Origin of the sequence: Erwinia sp. MYb416, assembly GCF_037479575.1 — a bacterium.
Classification (GTDB): Bacteria; Pseudomonadota; Gammaproteobacteria; order Enterobacterales; family Enterobacteriaceae; genus Erwinia; species Erwinia rhapontici.
The window spans coordinates 234485-260072 of record NZ_JBBGYT010000443.1 but is presented as its reverse complement, the minus strand read 5'-3'; the positions used below and the strand labels follow the sequence as shown (position 1 = coordinate 260072).

General features: G+C 53.7%; 23 protein-coding genes. 13 read left to right on the top strand and 10 right to left on the bottom strand.

Annotated elements, in window-relative coordinates; all coding sequences use genetic code 11:
- Positions 1-107: 107 nt before the first annotated feature.
- The 6 genes from accC to acuI all read right to left on the bottom strand — a co-directional run bounded on the left by accC (position 108) and on the right by acuI (position 5368).
- Positions 108-1457 carry an acetyl-CoA carboxylase biotin carboxylase subunit gene (gene accC / locus WH277_RS28520; RefSeq protein WP_133844179.1) on the bottom strand — a complete coding sequence of 450 codons (1350 nt, stop codon included), beginning with the start codon at positions 1455-1457 and terminating at the stop codon, positions 108-110.
- A gap of 11 nt (positions 1458-1468) precedes the next feature.
- Complete coding sequence (accB, locus tag WH277_RS28515; protein WP_133844177.1) at positions 1469-1939, bottom strand: acetyl-CoA carboxylase biotin carboxyl carrier protein; 471 nt, start codon at positions 1937-1939, stop codon at positions 1469-1471.
- A gap of 20 nt (positions 1940-1959) precedes the next feature.
- The gene (gene aroQ / locus WH277_RS28510) at positions 1960-2412 is read right to left on the bottom strand and encodes a type II 3-dehydroquinate dehydratase (RefSeq protein WP_133844175.1); all 453 of its coding nucleotides are present in this window, start codon (positions 2410-2412) and stop codon (positions 1960-1962) included.
- A gap of 228 nt (positions 2413-2640) precedes the next feature.
- Complete coding sequence (gene msrQ, locus WH277_RS28505; RefSeq protein ID WP_171148947.1) at positions 2641-3249, bottom strand: protein-methionine-sulfoxide reductase heme-binding subunit MsrQ; 609 nt, start codon at positions 3247-3249, stop codon at positions 2641-2643.
- Positions 3250-3252: 3 nt separating this feature from the next.
- Entirely contained in the window at positions 3253-4257 is a 1005-nt protein-coding gene (msrP, locus tag WH277_RS28500; protein ID WP_339507500.1) for a protein-methionine-sulfoxide reductase catalytic subunit MsrP, read from the bottom strand.
- 133 nt (positions 4258-4390) lie between these two features.
- Complete coding sequence (gene acuI, locus WH277_RS28495) at positions 4391-5368, bottom strand: acrylyl-CoA reductase (NADPH) (protein ID WP_133844169.1); 978 nt, start codon at positions 5366-5368, stop codon at positions 4391-4393.
- A gap of 226 nt (positions 5369-5594) precedes the next feature.
- On the opposite strand from acuI, the gene csrD reads away from it, so the two are divergent.
- The 8 genes from csrD (at position 5595) to tldD (ending at position 18080) form a co-directional block, all read left to right on the top strand.
- On the top strand, positions 5595-7544 hold the full coding sequence (gene csrD, locus WH277_RS28490; RefSeq protein ID WP_339507499.1) for an RNase E specificity factor CsrD: 1950 nt from the start codon (positions 5595-5597) through the stop codon (positions 7542-7544).
- Positions 7545-7857: 313 nt separating this feature from the next.
- Positions 7858-8901, top strand: coding sequence for a rod shape-determining protein MreB (gene mreB / locus WH277_RS28485; RefSeq protein WP_126485560.1), 1044 nt, complete (start codon positions 7858-7860; stop codon positions 8899-8901).
- 69 nt (positions 8902-8970) lie between these two features.
- The gene (gene mreC, locus WH277_RS28480; RefSeq protein WP_133844165.1) at positions 8971-9999 is read left to right on the top strand and encodes a rod shape-determining protein MreC; all 1029 of its coding nucleotides are present in this window, start codon (positions 8971-8973) and stop codon (positions 9997-9999) included.
- Positions 9996-10484 (top strand): rod shape-determining protein MreD, encoded by a 489-nt coding sequence (gene mreD / locus WH277_RS28475; protein ID WP_133844163.1) that lies wholly within the window; start codon positions 9996-9998, stop codon positions 10482-10484. Before mreC ends, mreD begins: the two co-directional genes overlap by 4 nt.
- A 9-nt stretch (positions 10485-10493) precedes the next feature.
- Positions 10494-11087: a Maf family protein gene (locus tag WH277_RS28470; RefSeq protein ID WP_133844161.1), complete on the top strand. Its 594-nt coding sequence runs from the start codon at positions 10494-10496 to the stop codon at positions 11085-11087.
- Positions 11077-12546, top strand: a complete 1470-nt coding sequence (gene rng / locus WH277_RS28465) for a ribonuclease G (protein ID WP_133844159.1) — start codon at positions 11077-11079, stop codon at positions 12544-12546. Before WH277_RS28470 ends, rng begins: the two co-directional genes overlap by 11 nt.
- A gap of 157 nt (positions 12547-12703) precedes the next feature.
- The gene (gene yhdP / locus WH277_RS28460) at positions 12704-16510 is read left to right on the top strand and encodes an AsmA2 domain-containing protein YhdP (protein ID WP_259150632.1); all 3807 of its coding nucleotides are present in this window, start codon (positions 12704-12706) and stop codon (positions 16508-16510) included.
- 124 nt (positions 16511-16634) lie between these two features.
- Positions 16635-18080, top strand: coding sequence for a metalloprotease TldD (tldD, locus tag WH277_RS28455; RefSeq protein WP_133844155.1), 1446 nt, complete (start codon positions 16635-16637; stop codon positions 18078-18080).
- A 60-nt stretch (positions 18081-18140) separates the two neighbouring features.
- Here tldD and aaeR read toward each other — a convergent pair whose 3' ends face one another.
- The gene (gene aaeR / locus WH277_RS28450; protein ID WP_133844153.1) at positions 18141-19055 is read right to left on the bottom strand and encodes an HTH-type transcriptional activator AaeR; all 915 of its coding nucleotides are present in this window, start codon (positions 19053-19055) and stop codon (positions 18141-18143) included.
- Between the two features lie 275 nt (positions 19056-19330).
- On the opposite strand from aaeR, the gene aaeX reads away from it, so the two are divergent.
- The 5 genes from aaeX to WH277_RS28425 all read left to right on the top strand — a co-directional run bounded on the left by aaeX (position 19331) and on the right by WH277_RS28425 (position 24346).
- Positions 19331-19534: a p-hydroxybenzoic acid efflux pump operon protein AaeX gene (aaeX, locus tag WH277_RS28445; RefSeq protein WP_133844248.1), complete on the top strand. Its 204-nt coding sequence runs from the start codon at positions 19331-19333 to the stop codon at positions 19532-19534.
- A 7-nt stretch (positions 19535-19541) separates the two neighbouring features.
- Positions 19542-20474, top strand: coding sequence for a p-hydroxybenzoic acid efflux pump subunit AaeA (gene aaeA / locus WH277_RS28440; protein ID WP_133844151.1), 933 nt, complete (start codon positions 19542-19544; stop codon positions 20472-20474).
- A 13-nt stretch (positions 20475-20487) separates the two neighbouring features.
- A complete protein-coding gene (gene aaeB / locus WH277_RS28435; protein WP_374760136.1) occupies positions 20488-22446 on the top strand; it encodes a p-hydroxybenzoic acid efflux pump subunit AaeB in 1959 nt (652 codons plus the stop codon).
- Between the two features lie 138 nt (positions 22447-22584).
- Entirely contained in the window at positions 22585-24039 is a 1455-nt protein-coding gene (locus WH277_RS28430) for an NAD-dependent succinate-semialdehyde dehydrogenase (RefSeq protein WP_339507495.1), read from the top strand.
- 37 nt (positions 24040-24076) lie between these two features.
- On the top strand, positions 24077-24346 hold the full coding sequence (locus WH277_RS28425; protein WP_133844145.1) for a barstar family protein: 270 nt from the start codon (positions 24077-24079) through the stop codon (positions 24344-24346).
- Between the two features lie 82 nt (positions 24347-24428).
- Here the strand turns inward: WH277_RS28425 and yhcN (WH277_RS28420) are convergent, their stop codons facing one another.
- The 3 genes from yhcN (WH277_RS28420) to yhcN (WH277_RS28410) all read right to left on the bottom strand — a co-directional run bounded on the left by yhcN (WH277_RS28420) (position 24429) and on the right by yhcN (WH277_RS28410) (position 25443).
- Positions 24429-24692, bottom strand: a complete 264-nt coding sequence (yhcN, locus tag WH277_RS28420; RefSeq protein ID WP_133844143.1) for a peroxide/acid stress response protein YhcN — start codon at positions 24690-24692, stop codon at positions 24429-24431.
- Positions 24693-24784: 92 nt separating this feature from the next.
- Positions 24785-25054 (bottom strand): peroxide/acid stress response protein YhcN, encoded by a 270-nt coding sequence (gene yhcN / locus WH277_RS28415; RefSeq protein WP_339507494.1) that lies wholly within the window; start codon positions 25052-25054, stop codon positions 24785-24787.
- Positions 25055-25179: 125 nt separating this feature from the next.
- Complete coding sequence (yhcN, locus tag WH277_RS28410) at positions 25180-25443, bottom strand: peroxide/acid stress response protein YhcN (protein WP_133844139.1); 264 nt, start codon at positions 25441-25443, stop codon at positions 25180-25182.
- Positions 25444-25588 lie beyond the last annotated feature (145 nt).

The following is a 25588-nucleotide window of genomic DNA, read 5'->3' as shown; positions in this document are numbered from 1 at the left end:
TACGATAGGGCGGGAATGCCCCCGTAGAGGTCAGACATGCCCGCCCCCCTACGCTATGGTGGGTATGCACCCTCCTGTAGAGGGCAGGCACGCCTGACCCGGGCCAATTATTTCTCTTGCAGGCCGAGTTTTTTCTCCAGATAGTGGATATTCGTTCCACCGTGCTGGAAGTTCTCGTCCGACATGATTTTCATCTGCAGTTCGATGTTGGTCTTAATTCCGTCGATGATCAGCTCCGCCAGCGCATTTTTCATGCGTGAAATAGCCACATCGCGGTTTTCACCGAAGGTAATCAGCTTACCAATCATTGAGTCATAGTACGGCGGCACGCTATAACCGGCGTAGATATGAGATTCCCAACGCACACCAAATCCACCTGGTGCATGGAAGCGGGTGATTTTGCCTGGGCTTGGCAGGAAGGTGTTGGCATCTTCAGCGTTAATACGGCATTCCACCGCATGACCGCGAATGATCACTTCTTCCTGTTTGATCGACAGCGGCTGACCGGCAGCAATACGCAGCTGCTCTTTAATCAGGTCAACGCCTGTGATCATCTCCGTCACCGGATGCTCTACCTGAATACGGGTGTTCATCTCAATGAAGTAGAACTCACCGTTTTCATACAGGAACTCGAAGGTGCCGGCGCCACGATAGCCAATATCAACACAGGCTTTCGAGCAGCGCTCGCCGATGTAACGGCGCATCTCTTCAGTGATACCTGGTGCTGGCGCTTCTTCCACGACTTTCTGGTGACGACGCTGCATTGAGCAGTCACGTTCAGCCAGATAGATAGCGTTGCCCTGACCGTCAGCCAAAATCTGAATTTCGATATGGCGTGGGTTTTCCAGGTATTTTTCCATGTAAACCATGTCGTTGTTGAAAGCCGCTTTGGCTTCCGCTTTCGTCATGTTGATGGATTGTTCCAGGTCTTTGTCGCCGCGCACAACGCGCATACCACGACCGCCGCCGCCGCCGGAGGCTTTAATAATGACCGGATAGCCGATGCGTTTTGCGAAGGCACGGTTTTTATCCATATCTTCGGTTAACGGGCCATCGGAGCCTGGCACCGTCGGAACACCTGCTTTCTTCATCGCGGTGATTGCCGACACTTTATCGCCCATCAGGCGGATAGTTTCTGCTTTCGGCCCGATAAAGATAAAGCCAGAGCGTTCAACCTGCTCGGCAAAGTCAGCATTCTCAGACAAGAAACCGTAGCCTGGGTGGATAGCAACAGACCCGGTGATCTCAGCGGCTGAAATCAGTGCCGGGATGTTCAGATAGCTTTTCACTGACGGTGGCGGGCCAATACAGACCGTTTCATCTGCCAGCAGTACGTGCTTCAGATCGCGGTCCGCAGTGGAGTGCACTGCCACAGTCTTGATGCCCAGTTCTTTACAGGCGCGGAGAATTCGCAGCGCGATTTCACCACGGTTAGCAATTACAATTTTATCCAGCATGGCTCGCCTCGTTATTCGATGACTACCAGCGGCTCGTCAAACTCAACAGGCTGACCGCTTTCGACCAGAATCGCTTTCACAATGCCGGATTTATCGGCTTCGATCTGGTTCATCATTTTCATCGCTTCAACGATGCACAGGGTGTCACCGGCGTTAACTTTCTGACCGATTTCCACAAAGGCTTTCGCATCCGGGCTTGGGGTACGATAGAAAGTACCGACCATAGGAGAACGCACGATATGGCCACTGATCTCAGCAGCTGCAGGCGCTTCCATTACCGGAGCGGTAGCCGGAGCGACAGCATTAGCCAGTGCAGGCTGCTGCATCATTGGTGCAGCATAGGCCTGCTGCATCATCGGGTAACCAACGTTAACTGGTGCACGGCTAATGCGAACAGACTCTTCGCCTTCAGAGATTTCCAGTTCAGCGATGCCTGATTCTTCAACCAGTTCGATCAGTTTTTTAATCTTACGAATATCCATGATGTGGTTCCGTACTCTGTTTAATGAGATGGTGACAGGCGTTTGACTGCCGTCTGTAAAGCCCAGGAATAACCGTCGACGCCAAGTCCACAGATCACGCCGGCAGAAATATCAGAAAGATACGAATGATGACGAAAGGGCTCACGGGCATGCACGTTTGACAGATGAACCTCGATAAACGGGATGCTGACTGCCAGCAGTGCGTCACGCAATGCCACGCTGGTGTGTGTGAATGCAGCCGGGTTTATGACGATATAATCGACATTGCCTTTCGCCTCATGTATGCGATCGATCAGCGCATATTCCGCATTAGACTGGAGATGACTCAGTGTGACGTTAAGCGCGTTAGCCTGCGAGGTCAGATCGCTGACAATCTCGGCCAGCGTGGTATGACCATACTTTTCAGGCTCACGGGTTCCCAACATATTCAGATTGGGGCCGTTCAAAAGCAGTACGTGCAACTTATCCGTCATCTTGCTGCTATCTCCTGCGATAATAATGGCATCGCACAAAATACATCGCCAAAGCCAGTTTGTCACCTTTTCAGATGAAATTTGGCAAAGGCCACGAATGAAGTCGGGCATTATAACGATATCAACGCAATTAGCAGCTAAATACTGGTCGTATCAGCGAAGATGATCAACCACACCCGGTTAAAAAGGCAGGGTTGATCGCTGAAGATGTGGGGTGGAACACAGTAATCAGGATTTACCTGGCAACCACTTACGTAGCTTTTTGTAACGCCATGCCAGCAAGATCGCGGCAATTAACGCATAAATCCACGGCTGAGGGGAAAGGATTTTTACCGACCACAGATAATGAACCGGTGCCAGGATAGCCACCAGATAGACGGCATTGTGCAGTGTTTGCCAGCGCTTACCCAATGTGCGCTGTGCCCGCTGGAACGATGTGACAGCCAGCAGTAGCAGCACGATCCAGCAAATAATACCGAGTGTCAGGTAAGGGCGTGAGATCAGCTCTGATCCCAGCAGACCGAGATTACTGATCCCCAGTTCGAGTAATGAGTAGCTCACCAGATGCAGCGTGGCCCAGGCAAAGCACCATAATCCCAGCAGGCGGCGTACACGAATCAGCAGCGGTTGCTTACCGTAGCGTGCCAGCGGCGTTACCGCGAGGGAGGCCAGCAAAAATTTTAATGCCATTCTGCCGGTAAAATGCTGGATATCTTTGGCCGGGTCGGCACTGAACCAGCCCTGATCAATCGAGAGCAGCAGCCACAATAGCGGCAAAAAGCCCGCCAGATGCAGCAACACCTTCAGGCCTGTAATCTGTTTTAACGACAGGCGCACCATTTAGAAATTCTCCCGCAGATCCAGCCCGCGGTAGAGGGAAGCAACCTGTTCAGCATAACCGTTAAACAGCAGCGTTGGCTGGCGTTTGACATCAAGAATACCGCCGGAGCCGATAAAACGTTCGGTTGCCTGTGACCAGCGTGGGTGATCGACGTGAGGATTCACATTGGCGAAGAAACCATATTCATTGCCTGCCAGCTGATTCCAGGTTGTTGGGGGCATATCTTTCACCAGGGTGATTTTTACTATCGACTTGATACCTTTAAAACCGTATTTCCACGGCACTGTCAGGCGAATGGGCGCACCGTTTTGTGGGGGCAGCGCTTTGCCATATACGCCGGTGGTTAACAGCGTGAGTGGGTGCATGGCTTCATCCAACCGCAGGCCTTCTACGTAAGGATAATCCAGCCCCCCGCCGATAAAGCGGTCCTGCTGGCCTGGCATCTGATCGGGCGCGTAGAGCGTCTGGAAAGCAACATAGCGCGCATTGCTGGTGGGTTCGGCAGCCTTCAGCAGTTTACCCAGCTCGAAACCTATCCACGGTACTACCATTGACCAGGCTTCGACACAGCGCATACGGTAAATGCGCTGCTCCAGTGGAAAGCGCTTAAAGATATCATCCATATCAAGCGTGAGCGGCTTGCCAACTTCACCGCCGATCTGGATCTTCCAGTCGGTGGTTTTTAATGTGCCGGCATTGGCGGCAGGATCCGCTTTATCCAACCCAAACTCGTAAAAGTTATTATAGCCAGTGACCTTATCTTCTGGCGTCAGCGCAAGGTCTGCCTGATAAAGTGCGGGTTTGCTAAATTGTAATGCTTTACCGGATGCCGCCTTCGGGCGGTCATTACCTTTAAACCATGACAGCACATCAGCGCGAGCGGCGGTGGGCAGGGAAAGTGCAGCCGCACTCAACCCGAGGGTTTTGAGCAGCGTACGACGGCGCGTATTAAAGACGCTCTCCGGCGTGACATCATTTTCAGTCAGTTTGTTGATGGTTTTCATCTGTGACCCTTGCTCAGGTATGGGTAATAAATTGAGCATGGCGCAGTGCCACGATTTAAGCGAATACTGGCGAAAAAATATGAAATTTCCTGGGAGAAAGGCATCCCTCGCCATCATAGCGAGGGACATAGCATTAGCGGATACGCACCAGGGTACGGCCAGTAATCTCGTTATTCAGCAGTTTTTCAGCGGCGCTGGCGGCTTCTGACAGGGGAACCTCAGTAGTGGCCTGTTGATAAAACGATGCTGGCAGCACTTTCAGCAGACGTTTCCAGGCTTCACGACGACGTGGTGCTGGCGTCATCACGGAATCCACCCCTTGCAGACGGACATTACGCAGGATAAACGGCATGACGCTGGTGGGCAGGGCAAAGCCACCTGCCAGGCCGCACGCAGCGACCACACCGTTGTAGTTCATCTGCGCCAGCACACTGGCCAGCACCTGATCGCCTGCGGTATCGACCGCCCCTGCCCAGCGTTGTTTCTCCAGCGGCCGCGCCACCGAACTGAATGCACTGCGCGGCAGCACCTCGCGTGCCCCCAACTGATGGAGGTAGTCATGCGTTGATTCGCGTCCGCTGACGGCCACAACGTGATAACCGAGTGCACTGAGCAGTGCGATTGCGGTGCTTCCCACGCCACCGCTGGCACCCGTGACCAATATTTCACCGCTTTCTGGCGTCACGCCGCCTTCTTCCAGCGCCATAACACACAGCATGGCGGTAAACCCGGCCGTACCAATGATCATCGCCTGGCGGCCATCCATGCCTTCTGGCATCGGGACCAGCCAGTCTGCTTTAACACGTGCCTGTTCGGCCAGGCCGCCCCAGTGGTTTTCACCTACGCCCCAGCCCGTTAGCAGCACCGGCTGACCGCTGTGGAAACGGGGATCGCTACTGGTATGCACTTTCCCGGCAAAATCGATACCGGGCACCATCGGAAACTGGCGGATAATCTTGCCCTTGCCGGTAATCGCCAGCGCATCTTTATAGTTAATACCCGACCAGTCCACATCGACCTTGACCTCGCCTTCCGGCAGGCTGTCAGCGCTAATGAACTTCACGGCAGCAACGGTTTTGCCTTCTGACTGTTCGAGAACCAGAGCCTGCATGAGAATCTCCTGAAAATAGTGGTTTCATTAATAAAAAACGCCCTGTCAGGACTATACTCCTGGAAATGGACAATTATCTGACCCCGGGCAAGCAATCGGTGTGTGTGGTGTGTTATTTTTCACCGCGTCAGCTGTCAGATATGCACATTTTCCTGGTCATTTACATTTTGGTTGCGGTTCAGTGTTAATGACGTCTTCTTCACCCGCAACACAAATGGGCACAAGGATGCGACTAACCACCAAACTTTCTGCGATTATCACCCTGCTTTGCTCACTGGCCATGTTACTGATGCTGGTGGGCTGCGTGCTGAGCTTCTTTTATCTTAGTAACCAGCGGGCAGAACATCGGATCCAGCGGATGGCGGACGATGTTGATAGCGCGTTATTCACACAATCACCCCAACAGATAGAAGTATGGCTACGTCAGGTCATGAATCCGTTACAAATCGAACGCGTTAAACTGAACAACGGTAATGCGCAACTGTTTCAGATCACCCTTCATCAGCCGTCCCTCCTGGAAGACGAACCTAATCGCTATCGCCAGATACAGCTTCCGCTGACGCAACATCCCGGCATGACACTGCATATTCAGTGGGTCGACTCCACCCGTACCTGGTTTGCTTCCTTAATGGGGGCTACCAGTTTGTCGCTAATTATCGGCGTGGTCGCGATCATGACTTTATTGCTATGGCAGGCCAGGCGCTGGCTCCAGCAGCAATTACAAGGAATGGAACGGCTGGAGGAGCGCGCTGAAGCCGTGATCAAAGGAGAACGCGCTACGGTCAAATCGGGTTCAGTACATGAGTGGCCGCCTAAAGCCAGCAGCGCAATTGACCTGTTGCTGGCCGATCTGAAAGAGGCAGGAGAGCAGCATAACCGCATTGATACGCTGATCCGCGCATTTGCGGCACAGGATGCCCGCACCGGCCTGAACAACCGCCTGTTCTTTGATAATCAGCTCACCACACTGTTGGAGGATCCGGAGTCCGTTGGAACGCATGGCATGGTGATGATGATCCGCTTGCCAGATTTCGACAGCCTGCGTGAGCGCTGGGGCCATGTGCAGGTGCAGGATTATCTGTTTGCGCTGGTCAATATGCTGTCGACTTTTGTGTTGCGCTATCCCGGTGCGCTGCTGGCTCGCTATTTTCGCAGTGACTTCGCCGTATTGCTCCCACATCGCAGCGTAAAGGATGCCGACGGTATTGCTTCTCAGTTGATTAAAGCAGTCGATACTCTGCCATCAACGCGAATGTTGGATCGTGATGACATGATTCATATTGGTATCAGCGGCTGGCACAGCGGGCAGAGCACTCTTCAGGTGATGGAGAATGCCGAGCGGGCGACGCGTAACGCCACACTACAGGGCGGGAATAACTGGTCGGTGGGCGAGGGGGCACAGCAGGATTTCGCGCGCGGAAGCGTGAAATGGCGCACATTGCTGGAAAACACACTGAATCGTGGTGGTCCACGGCTTTATCAAAAACCGGCCGTTAACGCGAAGGGTGAAGTGCATCATCGCGAAATGATGCCACGCATCTTTGACGGTGAAAAAGAGCTGTTATCCGCAGAGTATCTGCCTGTGATTCAGCAACTGGGTCTGGCAGAACGCTACGATCGACAGATGGTGAAACGTATTGTGACGTTGATCGAACTGTGGCCAGAAGAAACTCTTGCCATTCCGCTCACCCTCGACTCATTATTGCAGCGCTCATTCCTGAACTGGCTGCGTGATAACCTGCTGCAATGTACTAAATCGCAAAGAAAACGTATTTTATTTGAACTTGCAGAAGCAGATGTGTGTCAACACATCAGCCGTTTAACGCCAGTGTTCCGATTGCTCTACGGTTTTGGCTGTGGTGTGGCAGTGAATCAGGCCGGTTTAACGGTAGTGAGCACCGCGTATATCAAGCAGTTCCAGGTCAGGCTGATCAAGCTTCATCCCGGCCTGGTGCGCAATATTGATCGGCGTACTGAAAATCAGCTGTTTGTACAAAGCCTGCTGGAGAGTAGCAAGCAAACTTCCACTCAGGTTTTTGCTGCCGGGGTACGTTCCCGGGAAGAGTGGCAAACGCTGTTGGAGCTGGGAGTCACCGGTGGGCAGGGCGACTTTTTCGCTGCCTCAGAGCCGGTTAATAGTAGCGTGAAAAAATATTCGCAAAGATATCGAGTTTAGTCTCACGTCTGGCAGGTTTTCACGTAGAATACCTGGGAGATTGTGGTTCGACGCGGCTTTCTCGCAGGCCGAGGCGAAACTGAAACTGTTAATTTTTATGTATGTTATGTCCGCTGACGTGTCCAAAAACCACAGCGAAAGGCCGTTATATCGGCTTCCGTTACGCACGATGTCGTAAGGTTGTGACTTCAGCGAGAGATAGCATGATTTTTCACCGAAGCAGAACGTTTTTGCGCCTTGTCGCTGCTTCGTGTGGTTGGTAAAGTAAGCGGATTTTATTTTCCGCCCCCAGCTTGCAGGATTATCCTTTAGTATGTTTAAAAAATTCCGTGGCATGTTTTCCAACGACTTGTCCATCGACCTGGGTACAGCCAATACCCTGATTTACGTGAAAGGGCAGGGCATTGTTCTTAATGAGCCTTCCGTCGTTGCTATCCGTCAGGATCGTGCCGGTTCCCCAAAGAGCGTAGCGGCAGTCGGTCATGACGCAAAACAGATGCTGGGTCGTACACCCGGTAATATCGCAGCTATTCGCCCAATGAAAGATGGCGTTATCGCCGACTTCTTTGTGACCGAGAAAATGTTGCAGCACTTCATCAAACAGGTTCACAGCAACAGCTTTATGCGCCCAAGTCCGCGCGTGCTGGTCTGTGTGCCCGTTGGTGCAACCCAGGTTGAACGTCGTGCCATCCGTGAGTCTGCTCAGGGTGCTGGTGCGCGTGAAGTCTTCCTGATTGAAGAACCCATGGCTGCTGCTATCGGTGCAGGCCTGCCTGTTTCCGAAGCGACCGGTTCTATGGTGGTGGATATCGGTGGCGGTACAACAGAAGTTGCGGTGATCTCGCTGAATGGCGTGGTTTACTCTTCTTCTGTCCGCATCGGTGGCGACCGTTTCGATGAAGCCATCATTAATTATGTGCGCCGTAATTACGGCTCTCTGATTGGTGAAGCCACCGCAGAGCGTATTAAGCATGAGATCGGTTCAGCCTACCCGGGTGACGAAGTGCTCGAGATTGAAGTCCGCGGCCGTAACCTGGCTGAAGGGGTTCCGCGTGGTTTCACCCTGAACTCCAACGAGATCCTGGAAGCGCTGCAGGAGCCGTTAACTGGTATCGTTAGCGCGGTTATGGTTGCACTGGAACAGTGTCCGCCAGAACTGGCATCTGACATCTCCGAACGTGGCATGGTACTGACTGGCGGTGGTGCGCTGTTGCGCAATCTGGATCGCCTGCTTATGGAAGAGACTGGAATTCCAGTGGTCGTTGCAGAAGATCCATTGACCTGCGTTGCACGCGGTGGTGGTAAAGCGTTGGAAATGATTGACATGCACGGCGGCGATTTGTTCAGCGAAGAATAATTTGCCTGAAGGAGTAGCGGGACGCTGCCCGCACTCCTTTTTCATGTTGTCGAGGAAAACGCCGAGTTTATGAAGCCGATGTTCAGCAGGGGGCCTTCCCTGCAGTTACGCTTATTTTTAGCGGTTATTGTGGCAATAGGCGTGATTGTTGCCGACAGTCGCATGGGAGCTTTCTCCCAAATCCGCACCTATATGGACACTGCCGTCAGTCCATTCTATTTCCTGGCCAATGGGCCTCGTCAGATTTTGGACAATGTTTCAGAAACATTGGCCTCCCGCCAGCAACTCGAGCTGGAAAATAAAGCCTTACACCGCGAACTGATGCTGAAGAACAGCGAACTGCTGATGCTGGGTCAGTTTAAGCAGGAAAATGCCCGTTTACGCGAACTGCTGGGTTCACCGCTGCGTCAGGACGAGCATAAAATGGTCACGCAGGTGATCTCCACCGGCACCGATCCCTATACCGATCAGGTGGTGATCGACAAAGGCAGCGTAAACGGTGTTTACGAAGGTCAGCCGGTGATCAGTGATAAAGGCGTGGTCGGCCAGGTGGTTGCTGTGGGTAAAATCACCAGCCGCGTGCTGCTGATTTGCGATGCCTCACACGCACTGCCGATTCAGGTTCTGCGCAATGACATCCGCGTGATTGCGGCGGGTAATGGCTGCACGGAAGATTTGCAGCTTGAACATCTGCCAGGTAATACCGATATCCGCGTGGGCGATGTGCTGGTGACGTCCGGCCTCGGTGGGCGCTTCCCTGAAGGTTACCCTGTTGGGGTGGTTTCTTCCGTGAAAGTGGATACCCAACGCGCTTATACGGTGATCCAGGCGCGTCCAACGGCGGGTCTCCAGCGTCTGCGTTATCTGCTGCTGCTGTGGGGCGCGGATCGCAATGGCTCGATGCCAATGGCACCGGACGAAGTCCATCGCGTGGCCAATGAACGCCTGATGCAGATGATGCCGCAGGTACTGCCGCAGGCGAGCGAAATGGTGGGGCCGCCTGCCCCTCCTGCCGCGGCACCCGCCAGCATCCCGGCAACGGCCCCTGCCGCTGCACCGGTTCGCCGTCCGCAGTCCGAACGCGGAGGCCAGCCTTGAGTAGTTACCGCAGCCACGGACGCTGGGTTATCTGGCTCTCTTTTCTGGTGGCGCTGGTGCTACAAATCATGCCCTGGCCCGAGGAGCTGTTTGTTTATCGCCCGTCATGGCTGTTGTTGATCCTGATCTACTGGGTGCTGGCGTTGCCGCACCGTGTCAACGTTGGCACCGGATTTGTGATGGGATCTATAATGGATCTTATCTCTGGTTCGACGCTCGGCGTACGCGCACTGGCATTCAGTATCGTTGCCTACCTGGTGGCCTTCAAATTCCAGTTATTCCGCAATCTGGCGCTTTGGCAGCAGGCACTGATGGTGATGGTGCTGTCACTGGCGATGGATGTCATCGTATTCTGGTCTGAGTTCCTGGTGATTAACGTTTCCTTCCGCCCAGAAATTTTCTGGAGTAGCGTCGTCGACGGTATCCTCTGGCCCTGGCTGTTCTTACTGATGAGAAAAATTCGCCGCCAGTTTGCCGTACAATAAAGGACAATTATGGTATCCCTGTATCTGGCTTCAGGCTCCCCACGCCGCCGCGAACTGCTGACTCAGCTAGGCCTGTCATTTGAACGCCTTTCTACTGACGTGGAAGAACGCCGTCATCCGGATGAAACCGCAGAGCAGTATGTGCGTCGTCTGGCGCGGGATAAAGCGCTGGCGGGGGTTGCCGTGGCTGCTCGCGATCTCCCGGTGCTGGGTGCTGATACTATTGTTGTGCTGAATAATCATGTGCTGGAGAAACCCGCGGATGCTGAAGCTGCCGCCGCCATGCTGACGATGCTCTCCGGCCAGACTCATGAAGTCATGACCGCGGTAGCGTTGGCCGATCGCCAGCGGACCCTTGAATGTCTTGTTGTCACTGAGGTGACATTTCGCATGTTAACACCTGAAGATATTGCTGGTTATATTGCCAGCGGCGAGCCAATGGATAAGGCAGGCGCTTATGGAATTCAGGGACTGGGTGGCAACTTTGTCAGAAAAATTAACGGAAGTTATCACGCGGTAGTGGGGCTGCCTCTGGTGGAAACCGCCGAGCTTTTCAGCCATTTTCAATCGCTGCGTGATGTGAGAGGTCAAGATGACAGCTGAACTGCTGGTCAATATTACGCCGTCGGAAACCCGTGTTGCCTACATCGACGGTGGCATTCTGCAGGAAATTCATATCGAGCGCGAAGCGCGCCGTGGCATCGTTGGCAACATCTACAAAGGGCGTGTCAGCCGGGTGTTACCAGGAATGCAGGCGGCCTTTGTCGATATTGGGCTGGAAAAAGCGGCGTTTTTGCACGCTTCTGACATCATGCCGCACACCGAATGTGTTGCGGGTGACGAAAAGAAAAATTTCATTGTGCGTGATATCTCCGAACTGGTACGCCAGGGACAAGATCTGATGGTGCAGGTGGTGAAAGATCCGCTTGGGACCAAAGGTGCACGCCTGACGACCGATATTACCTTGCCGTCACGCTATCTGGTGTTTATGCCGGGTGCTTCGCACGTGGGGGTATCGCAACGTATCGAGAGCGAAGCAGAGCGCGACCGCCTGAAATCCGTCGTTGCCAGCTATTGTGATGAGCTGGGCGGATACATCATCCGCACTGCAGCAGAAGGCGTGGGCGAAGATGAGCTGGCATCTGATGCTGCGTTTCTTAAACGTCTGTGGACCAAGGTGATCGAACGTAAGAAACGCAATCAGACGCGCTGCCGCCTTTATGGTGAAGTCGCGCTATCGCAGCGTATCCTGCGTGACTTTGCCGGTGCAGCCCTTGACCGTATCCGCATCGATTCCCGTCTGACGTTTGAACATCTGGTGGAGTTCACCAGCGAATATATCCCGGAGATGACGGCAAAGCTGGAGCTGTATGTCGGCAAGCAGCCTATTTTCGATCTGTTCGATGTGGAAAACGAAATTCAGCGTTCTCTCGATCGTAAAGTTGAGCTCAAGTCAGGTGGCTATCTGATTATCGATCAGACGGAAGCCATGACCACAATTGATATCAATACCGGTGCTTTTGTTGGACACCGTAACCTTGAAGAAACCATCTTCAATACCAACATCGAGGCGACTCAGGCGATTGCGCGTCAGCTCAGGCTGCGTAATCTTGGTGGCATTATCATCATCGATTTTATTGATATGAATAATGACGATCACCGCAGACGAGTTCTGCATTCACTAGACCAGGCCCTAAGTAAAGATCGGGTGAAAACAGGCGTGAATGGTTTCTCACAGCTGGGGCTGGTGGAAATGACGCGTAAGCGCACGCGCGAAAGTATTGAGCATGTACTGTGCCAGGATTGTCCGGTGTGTAAAGGGCGTGGAACGCTGAAAACGGTGGAAACGGTCTGTTATGAAATCATGCGTGAGATTGTGCGTGTGCATCATGCTTATGATTCTGACCGTTTCCTGGTTTATGCCTCGCCATCGGTGGGTGAAGCGCTGAAAAGCGATGAGTCTCATGCTTTAGCGGAAGTAGAAATCTTTGTGGGCAAGCAGGTTAAAGTTCAAATAGAACCGCTCTATACTCAGGAGCAGTTTGACGTGGTGATGATGTAATATCCGCACGGTTCTCCCCGATTTTGCGCTAAAAATCGCAACGGTTGGGGGGAAACTGGACGTTACGGCTTGAACCGCCTTGTCGTATCTCCCTCGTGAGATACCAACAGATTTTAGTGACTGGCTATCCGTTTTCGCGGAAGACAAGGAGAGGTGTGTGAGGCAATTGCCGAAGGTTTTGCTATTCACTGGCGCAACATTGGTGGTGGTTACTGCGCTATTAGTGAGTGGCTTACGTCTGCTGATGCCGCATATGAACAGTTGGCGTGCGCCAATCCTTAACGCTGTGTCTGCTGCCGCGGGCGTCGAGATCAAGGCCAGCGCAATTGAAGGCAGCTGGGAGAACTTTGGTCCCCGCCTGGAAATCAAAGATATCCAGACCGGCTTCTCCGATGGCGGCGCACTGAAAATCCAGCGCGTCACGCTGGCGTTGGATGTCTGGCAATCATTGCTGCACCTGCGCTGGCAGTTTCGCGATCTGACTTTCTGGCAGCTCAACCTGCTCACCAATACCCCGCTGAATGGTGGCAATAATCGTCAGTCAGATTTTCAGACTGAGCGGTTAAACGATCTCTTCCTGCGCCAGTTTGACCACTTCGATCTGCGCGACAGTCACATCAGTTTTGTTACCCCATCCGGACAGCGTGCAACGCTGGCCATTCCGCAGCTGACCTGGCTTAATGAAAAAAATCGCCATCGTGCCGAGGGACTGGTCAGTCTTTCCAGTTTTACAGGGCAGCATGGTGTGGTGCAGTTGCGGCTGGATCTCAGCGACAGTAATGGTTACCTCAGTACCGGGCGTGTGTGGATGCAGGCCGATGACGTTGATATGAAACCCTGGCTGGGACAGTGGATGCGCGACAACACCAGTCTGGAAAGCGCGCGTTTCAGCCTCGCCGCCTGGATGAGTGTGGAAAATGGTGAAGTCCATGGTGGTGATGTCTGGTTGAAACAGGGGGGAGCTAACTGGCAGGGCGACAAACAGGCGCACCATCTCAGCGTAGACAATCTTACTGCACATATCAGTCGTTTTAACGGTGGCTGGAATGTGAATATCCCGCAAACGCGCTTTATTACGGATGGGCAGCCCTGGCCACACGGTCAGTTATCGCTGTTATGGCAGCCCGAAAATACGCAGCTACCCGGTCCTGATCATCATCAGGAACTGCGCGTGCGCGTCACCGATCTGGACCTTGAGCGTCTTGATCCACTCATTCCGCTTTTTGCCAAACTGTCTCCGCAACTGCTGGAAAATTGGCGTGCGCTGCAACCGCGCGGCCAGCTCAACGCGCTGGCGCTGGATATACCGCTTCAGCAGCCGGAACGGACTCGTTTCCAGGCCAAATGGCAGAATCTGAGCTGGCAGCAGTGGGAACTATTGCCAGGTATGGAGCATCTTAACGGGACGCTGGCAGGCGGCGTGGCTGACGGGCGGCTCACCTTCGATATTCAGAAGGCTACGCTCCCTTATGGTGATATGTTCCGCGCTCCGCTGGAGATTGCCCAGGCCAGTGGGTCACTCAACTGGGAATATGGAAAACAGGGGCTGACGCTGTCCGGCCAGCAGGTTGATGTTCAGGCGCGCTCACTGTGGGCGCGGGGTGACTTCCGCTATCAGCAACAGAACGAGCAGCCACCTCGTCTTGATATCCTCGCGGGTATTAACCTCACCAATGCGGGTGATGCCTGGCGCTATTTCCCTGAACCGCTGATGGGGAAATCGCTGGCAGACTATCTGAGCGGCGCGATCAAAGGCGGGCAGGTGAAAGATGCAACGCTGGTCTTTGCCGGTGACCCGCACCATTTCCCGTTCAGAAAGAATGACGGCATGTTTGAAGTGGCGGTACCGTTGCGTCAGGCGACCTACGAGTTTGAACCGGGCTGGCCGTTGCTGGAAAATCTGGATATTGACCTCGACTTCGCCAACAACGGTCTGTGGATGAAAGCGCCTGATATCAAACTGGGCGAGGTTAACGGCCATAACATCTCGGCGGTGATCCCCGATTATTTGCAAGAAAAGCTGATTATTGATGGTGAGATCAAGGGGGAAGGGCCTCAGATACGTGAGTACTTTAATCAGTCACCGTTAAAACCCTCGCTGGGAGCGGCGCTGGACGAACTGCAAATCGGCGGTGATGTTAGTGGGCGCTTACATCTTGATATCCCGCTGGATGGCAAAGAGGTGCGTGCCACGGGTGACGTGAATCTTGCAGGCAACTCGCTCTTGATCAAACCGCTGGAGACGCGTTTCGACCAGCTGAGCGGTCACTTTACCTATGATAACGGCGACCTGAAAAGTGATGCGATGACCGCCCGCTGGTTTGGTCAGCCCATCGGCGTGAGCTTCAACACCCAGGACGGGGAAAAAGAGTATCAAATCGGTGTGGATCTGAACGGTGACTGGCAGCCAGGGGCGATAAGTCAACTGCCTGAGGCGGTGAGTAAACAGCTGGGGGGACATCTGCCGTGGCAGGGCAATGTACTGGTGACCTTGCCGCACAAAGGTGGGGCCAGTTACCTGGTTAACCTTGACGGTGATCTTAAAAATGTGAGCAGTCGCTTACCTGCACCGCTTGATAAAACAGGCACCAGTGCGCTTCCTGTGAAAGTGTTGGCAAAAGGTAACCTCAATAGTCTTGATCTCAGTGGCTCCGTGGGTGACCGTCATCGATTTAACAGTCGCTGGCTGCTGGGTAAGCAGCTTAAAGTCGACCGTGGTATCTGGGAAAACGACACAAAACACCTGCCTGCGCTGCCGGAGAGCAGTGGAATGGTATTAAATCTGCCTGCGCTGGACGGTGAAGCCTGGCTTGGCTTGCTGGGAGCGGGTTCGGGTAGCGGTGGTAACGGCAAAACGGGAATCACGATGCTGCCAGGTGATATTCGCCTGCACACACCTGCACTCACTCTGGCGGGCCAGCAGTGGCAGGATCTTACCGCCACTCTCAGCCAAAGTATGGCGGGCGAGATGACGGTCAACGCTCAGGGCAAGGATATCATTGGTTCTCTGGTCACTAAGCAGAATGAACCCTGGGTGGCTAACCTCAAATACCTTTATTACAACCCGCAATGGGACAGCAAAGGCACCTCGTCATCTCCCTTGCCTGACGATGCGGCCCGGGTGAATTTCAGCGGCTGGCCTGCACTCCGCCTGAACTGCGATGAATGCTGGCTACGTGGACAGAAATTCGGCCATATGAAGGCCGACCTGACGCCATCCGGCGATACGCTGACGTTGGAGAATGGACTGATTGATAGTGGTAATACTCACCTGACCGTGAAGGGCGAGTGGGTGAACCAGCCAGGCCAGCAGCGCACGTCGTTGAAGGGCGTACTAAGCGGTAAAAAAATCAATGATGCCACTAACTGGTTTGGTGTCAGCTCACCGCTGCGTGATTCGCCGTTTAAGCTGGAATATGATCTGCACTGGCAGTCGGCACCGTGGCAACCGTCGGAGCAGACGTTAAGCGGTGTGCTGAAGTCGCATCTGGGCGCGGGGCAGATCGCCGATGTTTCAACCGGCCGTGCCGGGCAACTGCTGCGTCTGGTCAGCATCGACTCGCTGTTGCGTAAATTACGCCTCGATTTTAGCGACACTTTCAGCCAGGGCTTCTATTTCGACTCCATCAACGGCACGGCCTGGATTGAAAACGGCGTGATGCACACCGATAACCTGCTGGTGGATGGGCTGGAAGCCGACATTGCCATGAAAGGAAAGATGGATCTGGTCAAACGCCAGATTGATATGGAAGCCGTTGTTGCTCCGGAAATTTCTACGACCGTGGGTGTCGCGACCGCCTTTGCAGTGAACCCGGTGATTGGTGCGGCGGTATTTGCCGCCAGTAAAGTGCTGGGGCCGCTGTGGAGCAAGATTTCCGTGCTTCGCTACCACATCAGTGGGCCGATAGATAAACCGCAAATTGATGAAGTGCTGCGTAAACCACGTGAGATCAGTGAGAAGTGAGTTTGACGTGGCCCTCATATTGCCTCACCCTTCATATATGATACGGGGTATCACCATCGTACCTCGTCACAATTGACAATTGAAAGCCAGCAGCCACTGGCTCATCCACACAGAGCGAGAATTCATGAGTCTGAATCTGGTAAGTGAGCAGTTACTAACTGCTAACAACATTCGTCAAAGCGACCTTTTTTCTATTCTCAGCCAGCTTTCAGAGCGCAAGCTGGATTATGCGGACCTCTATTTTCAGTCCAGCTACCATGAGTCCTGGGTGTTGGAAGACCGCATCATTAAAGACGGCTCTTACAATATCGATCAGGGCGTTGGTGTGCGCGCGGTTAGCGGAGAGAAAACCGGCTTCGCCTATGCTGACCAGATTACGCTAAATGCGCTGAATCAAAGTGCCACAGCGGCACGCAGCATTGTCCGCGAGCAGGGCAACGGCCAGTCACGCACGCTGGGGGCGGTGATGAACCGTGCGCTGTATCCGGCACTCGATCCGTTGCAAAGCCTGACCCGCGAAGAGAAAATTGCTCTGCTGCACCGCGTTGACAGCGCTGCACGCGCAGCCGACAAACGCGTACAGGAAGTATCTGCCAGCCTGAGCGGTGTCTATGAACTGGTGCTGGTCGCGGCAACCGATGGCACGCTGGCGGCCGATGTGCGTCCACTGGTACGTCTCTCGGTGAGCGTCCAGGTGGAAGATAACGGCAAGCGCGAGCGCGGTGCCAGCGGCGGCGGCGGGCGCTTCGGCTACGAGTTTTTCCTGGCAAATGAAAACGGGGAAGTGCGTGCCGAAGCCTGGGCACGTGAAGCCGTGCGCATGGCGCTGGTGAATCTGAATGCGGTCGCGGCACCGGCAGGCACCATTCCTGTAGTGCTGGGTGCTGGCTGGCCGGGCGTGCTGCTGCACGAGGCGGTGGGTCACGGTCTGGAAGGCGATTTCAACCGCCGTGGAACGTCGGTGTTCAGTGGCCAAATGGGGCAGTTGGTGGCCTCTGAGCTGTGTACCGTCGTGGATGATGGCACCATCGAAGGGTTGCGCGGCTCGCTGGCCGTTGATGATGAAGGCGTACCGGGGCAGTACAATGTATTGATTGAAAACGGTATTTTGAAAGGCTACATGCAGGATAAACTCAATGCGCGTCTGATGGGCGTGGCGCCTACCGGGAATGGTCGTCGTGAGTCTTATGCACATCTGCCGATGCCGCGTATGACCAATACCTATATGCTGGCAGGCAAGTCGACCCCGCAGGATATTATCGAAAGCGTGGAGTACGGTCTGTATGCGCCGAACTTCGGCGGTGGTCAGGTGGATATTACCTCGGGTAAATTTGTTTTCTCCACCTCTGAAGCTTATCTGATTGAAAACGGTAAGGTGACGAAGCCGGTGAAAGGCGCAACGCTGATCGGTTCCGGTATTGAAGCGATGCAACAGATTTCAATGGTGGGTAATGACCTGGCGCTGGATAAAGGCGTTGGCGTCTGCGGTAAAGAGGGCCAGAGCCTGCCTGTTGGCGTGGGTCAGCCTACGCTGAAGCTGGATAAACTCACCGTCGGTGGTACCGCCTGACGTTGACCCAGGGCGAGGCGTGCCTCGCCCCTACGGTTTCTGCTTTCTGCATAGTGTGCGTTATGTGCGAAACTCCTGATAAATCTCCGCCACCTTATCGAAATACGCGATCAGATAGTTAATGCACACCTGCACCTTTAGCGGCAATTTGTCTTTCTGGGTGTATACCGCATAGACCGGGCGCGGCACCGATTGATAATGCGCGAACAGGATTTCCACTTTCCCGGCATTAATCTCATCAATAATCCACATCAGCGGCACATAGGCGATACCGGTGCCGGATTTCAGCCAGCGGATCAGTGTCTGTGAGTCATTGGTGGCAAAGCGGCCCTGAGGCGAGAGACGAATCGATGTGCCTTCCGGTGAGGTCAGCTCAAAGTCGTTATCCACGCGTACGCTGTATTCGAGCCACGAAAAGTTGCTGATGTCTGACGGTTTTTCCGGCGTCCCATTCTGCGCGAGATAGCTTTTCGCGGCACATACCACCATCGGCATGGAACCCAGCCGCGTTGAAAACAGACTGGAATCCTGCAATGCACCAACACGGATCACCAGGTCCAGCCCGTCCGCGATAAGATCCGGTGCCGGAATTCCCGTCACCAGGTTAACGGTCAGTCCCGGATACTCCTTCAGCATCTCTTCGGTCATCGGGGCCAGTAAATTCTGCGACATGGTAGAAGAACTGCCGATGCGCAGTGTGCCAACCGGCGTATTATTAAATGCCCACAGTTGTTCATGCACCTGCTGCGCCTCCGACATCATGCGACGGCAGCCCTGAAAGTAGATCTTACCGGCCTCGGTCAGCCCCAGGCTGCGCGTACTACGATTAAGCAGCTTCACCTGGAGTTCATTTTCCAGCCTGGCGACAATCTGGCTAACGGCCGATACACTTAACTGCATCTGTTGTGCTGCTGCGGTAAATGAACCCAGTTCAACGACTTTGGCGAAAACGGTCATGCCCTTCAGTCTTTCCATTATTAACCCTGGCTTAAAAGTGATTTAGATCACATTTGGTAGATAACTTATAGTCAGGCGCGTTACTATAGTCATGTCAGGTTATCGACCTGTCGCCCCGCGTGTGACAAATGCTGCCCCTGAATAGACTATTATTCAATTGGCTTTGGTGCTGATTAGCGTCTGACTGTCTCCCTGTCAGCTGATCACCTTTTGCATACATATCTCTCAGTAAACCCTGAGAGGAGCGGGTTGTGGCAGCGAATTACCTGGTACAGTATCAACAAGGATAAATGATGAGTGTACTTCCGGTTGTCGTGGTGTTCGGGATGTCATTCCCACCCATTTTTTTTGAAATAATTGTGTCGCTGATCGTGTTCTGGCTGGTCCGCCGTCTGATCACGCCGACCGGGATCTATGATCTGGTCTGGCATCCGGCACTGTTTAATACTGCATTGTACTGCTGCCTGTTCTATCTGGTATCCCGATTGTTCGTCTGAGGTCATAGTGAAAGCTCTAACAAGAAAAATTGCCCGTTTCGCCATTACCCTGCTGCTGGTGATCATCGCGATTGTCCTGATTTTCCGCGTCTGGGTGTTTTATACCGAATCCCCGTGGACGCGTGACGCCAAATTCACCGCTGATGTTGTGGCGATTGCGCCTGATGTCAGCGGCCTGATCACCGACGTTCGCGTCCGTGATAACCAGCTGGTGCAGAAAGACCAGGTGTTGTTCACCATCGACCAGCCGCGTTACCAGAAAGCGCTGGAAGAGGCGGAAGCGGATGTTGCCTACTACCAGGCGGTGCTGAGTGAAAAGCGCCGTGAAGCTGCGCGTCGTAATCAGCTAGGCATCTCGGCCATGTCGCGTGAAGCGATTGACCAGGCCAACAGTGATTATCAAACCACGGAACACCAGCTGGCGAAAGCCGTCGCCACCCGGGACCTGTCGAAGCTGGACCTGGAACGTACCACGGTAAAAGCACCCGCAGCGGGCTGGATCACCAACCTGAATGTTTACACGGGTGAGTTTATTACCCGCGGTTCAACGTCGGTGGCGCTGGTGAAGCAGAACTCCTTCTATGTGCTGGCCTACCTGGAAGAGACCAAACTGGATGGCATCCGTCCGGGTTATCGTGTCGAAATTACACCGCTGGGCAGCAACCATGTCCTGCATGGCTCGGTCGACAGTGTGGCCGCTGGTGTAACCAACAGCAGCAGTACGGTTGATGGTAAAGGGATGGCGACGATTGACTCCAACCTTGAGTGGGTACGTCTGGCACAGCGTGTGCCGGTGCGAATTCACCTTGACCAGCAGCCGGGTAACCTCTATCCGTCGGGTACCACGGCGACCGTAGTGGTCACAGGCGCGCAAGACCGTCAGGATAAAGATATGTCACCGCTGATGAAGCTGATGCATCGCCTGCGCGAGTTTGGTTGAGGCGGGGCGAATGATGCAGTGGTATCGTCTGCGCTTTCCCATCAAACTGACTTTTGCCATTTTACTGGCGCTGTTTGTCGGCTTTGAATTTAACCTGGAAACTCCGCGCTGGGCGGTGATGACGGCAGCTATCGTTGCCGGGGGCACCGCTTTTGCCGCCGGGGGCGACCCCTTCTCCGGTGCGTTGCGCCATCGCGGCATGTTGCGCATTATCGGCACCTTTATTGGCTGCATTGCTGCCGTGGTGATCATGGTGGCCACCATTCGTGCGCCCGTAGTGATGTTGTTGCTGTGCTGCATCTGGGCGGGTGTCTGCGTGTGGGTTTCTTCACTGATGAAGGTGGAAAACTCTTATGCACTGGGCCTGGCGGGCTACACCGCGCTGATTATCGTGGTCAGCGTGGATGCTAACGGCTCGCTGCTGCTGGCCCCGCAGTTTGCCGTTGAGCGCTGTAGTGAAATCATTATCGGTATTGTCTGCGCTATTCTGGCTGACATGCTGTTCTCACCGCGTTCGATTAAACAGGATATTGATCGGGAAATTGATGCTCTTCTGGTTGAGCAGTACCGGTTGATGCAGCTCTGCGTGTCACATGCGGACAAAGATGAGGTTGATAAATGCTGGGCGGGGCTGGTACGCCGCACCACCGCGCTGAACGGTATGCGCACCCATCTGATGATGGAGTCAGGGCGCTGGCAGAAAGTGGATCGCCGTCTGCGCGTATTGAATACCCTGTCGCTGACGTTGATTACCCAGGCCTGTGAAACCTTCCTTATCCAGAACACCCGGCAAGAATATGTTCCTTCCCAGTTTCATCTGTTCTTCGAAAAGCCGGTTAATAATATTGCGGATATCCATAAGCGGATGAAAGTGATGCGCAGGGTGATTACCGCCAGCGGCAGTAAAAATACGCCGACGACCATTCGCACCTGGGTGGGGGCGGCCAGTCGCTATCTGCTGCTGCTGAAAGGGATCCACACCAATAGCCGTATCAGCCGCATAGAAGAAGATCTCCTGAATGCGGAACCCGTAGTCAAAATGCGTTCGGCTGAAAACCGTCATGCGTTGGTTAACGGCTTACGTACGTTTGTCGCGATTGCCGTTGGTTCACTCTTCTGGCTGTGGACCGGTTGGACCTCCGGCAGCGGTGCGATGGTGATGCTGGCAGTGATTACCTCACTGGCGATGCGCACGCCCAACCCGCTCATGGTCGCCAAAGACTTTCTCTACGGCATGATTGTCGCTATTCCTCTGGGGTCACTGTATTACATGGTGGTGATGCCAAATACCCAGCAAAGTATGCTGCTGTTATGCATCGCTCTGGGTATCATCGCGTTTATCTGCGGCATTCTGATCCAGCGGCGGCAGATCGGTACGCTGGGGGCGCTGGTGGGGACCATTAATATCCTGACGCTTGATAATCCGATGAAGTTTGAAGTCAGCTTGTTTCTCGACAGTGCGCTCGGGCAGGCGATCGGCTGCTTTGTTGCCTTGCTGGTGATCCTGCTGATACGCGATACCTCGAAAGCACGCGTCGGACGGACGCTACTTAATCGCCTGATGTATGCCGCCGTCTCCGCGCTGACGACTAACCCGGCACGGCGTAAAGAGAACCACTTGCCTGCGCTCTATCAGCAACTCTTTATGCTGCTGAATATCTTCCCCGGTGACATCGACAAATACCGGCTGGCGCTGACGCTGATCATTGGTCATCAACGTATGCGTGATGCCGATGTGCCCGTGAATGCCGATCTCTCTGCGTTCCACAAGCAGATGCGCCATACCGCTGACCGGGTTATCTCCTCCAGCAGTGAAATCAAAAAACGCCATTACTTTGAACGCTTGCTCGCAGAGTTTGAGATCTATCAGCAAAAGCTGGAACAGTATGACGCCCCGATCGGTGTGACCGAGCCGGTTGCACGACTGGCTGCGATGCTGAAAAAATATCAGAATACCCTGATCGAGATTTGATCACCTCGCTGACAGCATCCGCTGTCAGCGCTTTTCCTTGCCTGATTCCTTTCTCTGATGCCACTCCGTCATAAAACGACCGTCATTTGCCATCTATACTTATTGCCAGGCAAATGAAAACCGTATCAGGAGACAACGATGGCCCTCTCAACGCTTAAGGATAACGAACTGTTTCAGACTGGCTTTCTGGTCAATGGCCGCTGGCAGCAGGCGACGAGCACCTTTGACGTGCTCAACCCCGCGACCGGGGAAGTGATTGCTCAGGTGGCAAAAGCGGGCAAAACAGAAACTGAGCAGGCCATTGCGGCAGCGGCAGCGGCTTTCCCGGGCTGGCGTGCCCAGACCGCCAAACAACGCGCTGAAATTCTGCAACGCTGGTATCAGCTTATCCTTGAAAACAAAGCCTGGCTGGGGCGTCTGATGACCGCCGAACAGGGTAAACCATTAAAAGAGGCAGAGGGCGAGGTGGAGTATGCTGCCAGCTTCATTCAGTGGTTTGCTGAACAGGCGAAGCGTGCGAATGGTGAAATCATTCCTCCGGCAAAGCCGGGCAGCCGCATTCTTGCCACGCGTGAACCTGTTGGGGTGGTTGCCGCCATTACACCGTGGAATTTCCCCATGGCCATGCTGACTCGCAAACTGGGTCCGGCGCTGGCTGCTGGCTGTACCGGCGTGATCAAACCCGCTAATAAAACGCCGCTTTCTGCCTTCGCCTTGCTGGCGCTGGCGAAAAAAGCGGGCGTGCCCGATGGCGTTCTGAATGCAGTCGCCGGCGATACGCAGGCGATCAGTGATGCCATTATGGCGAGCAATCAGGTGCGGAAAATCTCCTTTACCGGTTCCACACAAGTTGGCAAGTTGCTGATGCGCAATGCGGCCGAGACGCTGAAAAAGGTTTCAATGGAGCTGGGGGGCAACGCACCCTATATCGTCTTTGACGATGCGGATATTGATGCGGCGGTGAAAGGGGCGATTGCTAATAAATTCCGTAATGCCGGGCAGGTCTGCGTCAGCGTGAATCGCTTCTTTATCCATAACCGTGTTTACGATCGCTTCGTTAGTCAACTGGCGGAGGAAGTGAAAAAGCTGAAGGTGGGTAACGGAATGGAAGAGGGCGTGGTGATCGGGCCGCTAATAGACGCCTCCGCGCTTAAAAAAGTCGAAGAACATGTCAACGATGCCGTGGCACAAGGCGGCAGGCTGGTGACCGGTGGTGCGCGTCATGCGCTGGGGGGGAATTTCTGGCAACCCACCGTGATTGCGGAAGCGAATGAAACCATGAAACTGGCCCATGAAGAGACCTTCGGTCCGGTGGCCGCGTGCTTCCGTTTTGATACGGAAGAAGAGGTCGTCCGCCGGGCGAATGATACCGAGTTTGGTCTGGCCGCCTACTTCTATACACAAAATCTGCAGCGGGTATTCCGCGTCTCTGCCGCGCTGGAAAGTGGCATGGTGGGAGTGAATGAGTGTGCGGTCTCTACTGAGTTGGCGCCGTTCGGTGGCGTCAAAGCCTCCGGTCTGGGGCGGGAAGGTTCGGTTCTGGGGCTTGAGGAGTTTATGGAAGTCAAAGCCCTGCATATTGGTGGGCTGTAGCCCTACGCCCGGTTGTGTGTCCTGCGGAGCAGCCAGCATGAGAAAAGAGAGTTTCGATTTTAATGTGATTGTCGACCAGGCGCATTTCTACCGCCAGTTCAGTGAACGGTTTGCATTAACGGCGAGTGTGATAAGCGATTTGGATAGCCTGTGGGATGCCATCATTCAGCCGCAGGTGCCGCTACCGCTGGAGATTGAGTTTATCCATCTGGGAAGTGGTCAGAAACGACGATATGGCGCACTGATTTTGCTCTTTGATGAAGCGGAAGAGGAACTTGAGGGCCAGCTCCGCTTTAACGTCAGGTAAAAAGGGCAAAAAAAGGGCCCCGGCGAACGGGGCCAAAAAGGTCGTCTGGCCTGCCCATCATGGGCAGTGCATTGACGAGGAATTACTTATAGAGCTCGGCGGTGGCGTGCCAGCTGTCCTGATTACGTGCTTCAATAATGCGATAAGCACTGGCACCTTCACGATCGGCTTTTTGTGACAGCTGCTGACGAATATCCGACGGTGTACCCGCCACGCCACTCAACGTAATTGTCCCCGCAGATTGCAGATTTTCAGCCTGTTGGCTGTTGACCAGCTGTGCAGCAGATGCGCCAAAGCTGACGACAGAAAACAGACCCAATGCAGCGATGGTTGTTTTAATTTTCATGATTAATCTCCTCATTGTGACCAACAACCTGCGGATTCAACATCATGACCGCAGTCATGTCACGGATGGGTGCAGCAGCACCCGATACGGTGTTATTTATACAGTTCAGCGGTGGCGTGATAGTTACCGTCGTTACGTGCTTCGATGACACGGTAAGAGGTTGCGCCCTGCTGGTCCGCTTTCTCTGACAGCGCATGACGGATATCCATTGGCGTTCCGTCGATACCGCTGACGCTTACGGTGCCGACAGATTGCAGGTTCTGGCTGGCGACCTGCTCATTGGTCACCAGATTCGCGGCGCTGGCGCCGAATGACAGAACAGAAGCAAGACCCAATGCAGCGATGGTAAAAGTGGTTTTCATGATGATGACTCCAGAATTAGGGTTTCGCGGTAACCGAAAGGGCTTAAAAGCGTTTTTTATACTTGGGGTTACCGTATTTCATTAATTAATTAACTAATAAATAGACGTCCAGGTGACTGACTGAATTATTTGTACAATTCCGCTGTCGCGTGCCAGTTACCGTTCTCATAGTCTTCGATAACGCGGTAAGCGCTGGCGCCTTTCTCAGTTGCTTTATTATTCAGAGCCTGATGGATATCCATCGGAGATCCGGCGACACCGCTGACGCTAATGACGCCGATAGATTGCAGATTCTTAGCCTGATCGGCGTTAACAGATTCAGCGGCAAAAGAACCAAATGACAGCGCAGATAACACGCTCAATGCAGCAATAGTAGTTTTAACGTTCATGATATTTTCCTCGTCAACTGTTTTTATCTTTTTACGTACTGTGATTTGCATCACGAAAACAAGTATAGATCTAATAACGTAAAAAATTAATAGCACGCTAATAATTTTTTGTTGGGATTCTTCTGGCGTTATGGCATTTTTAATA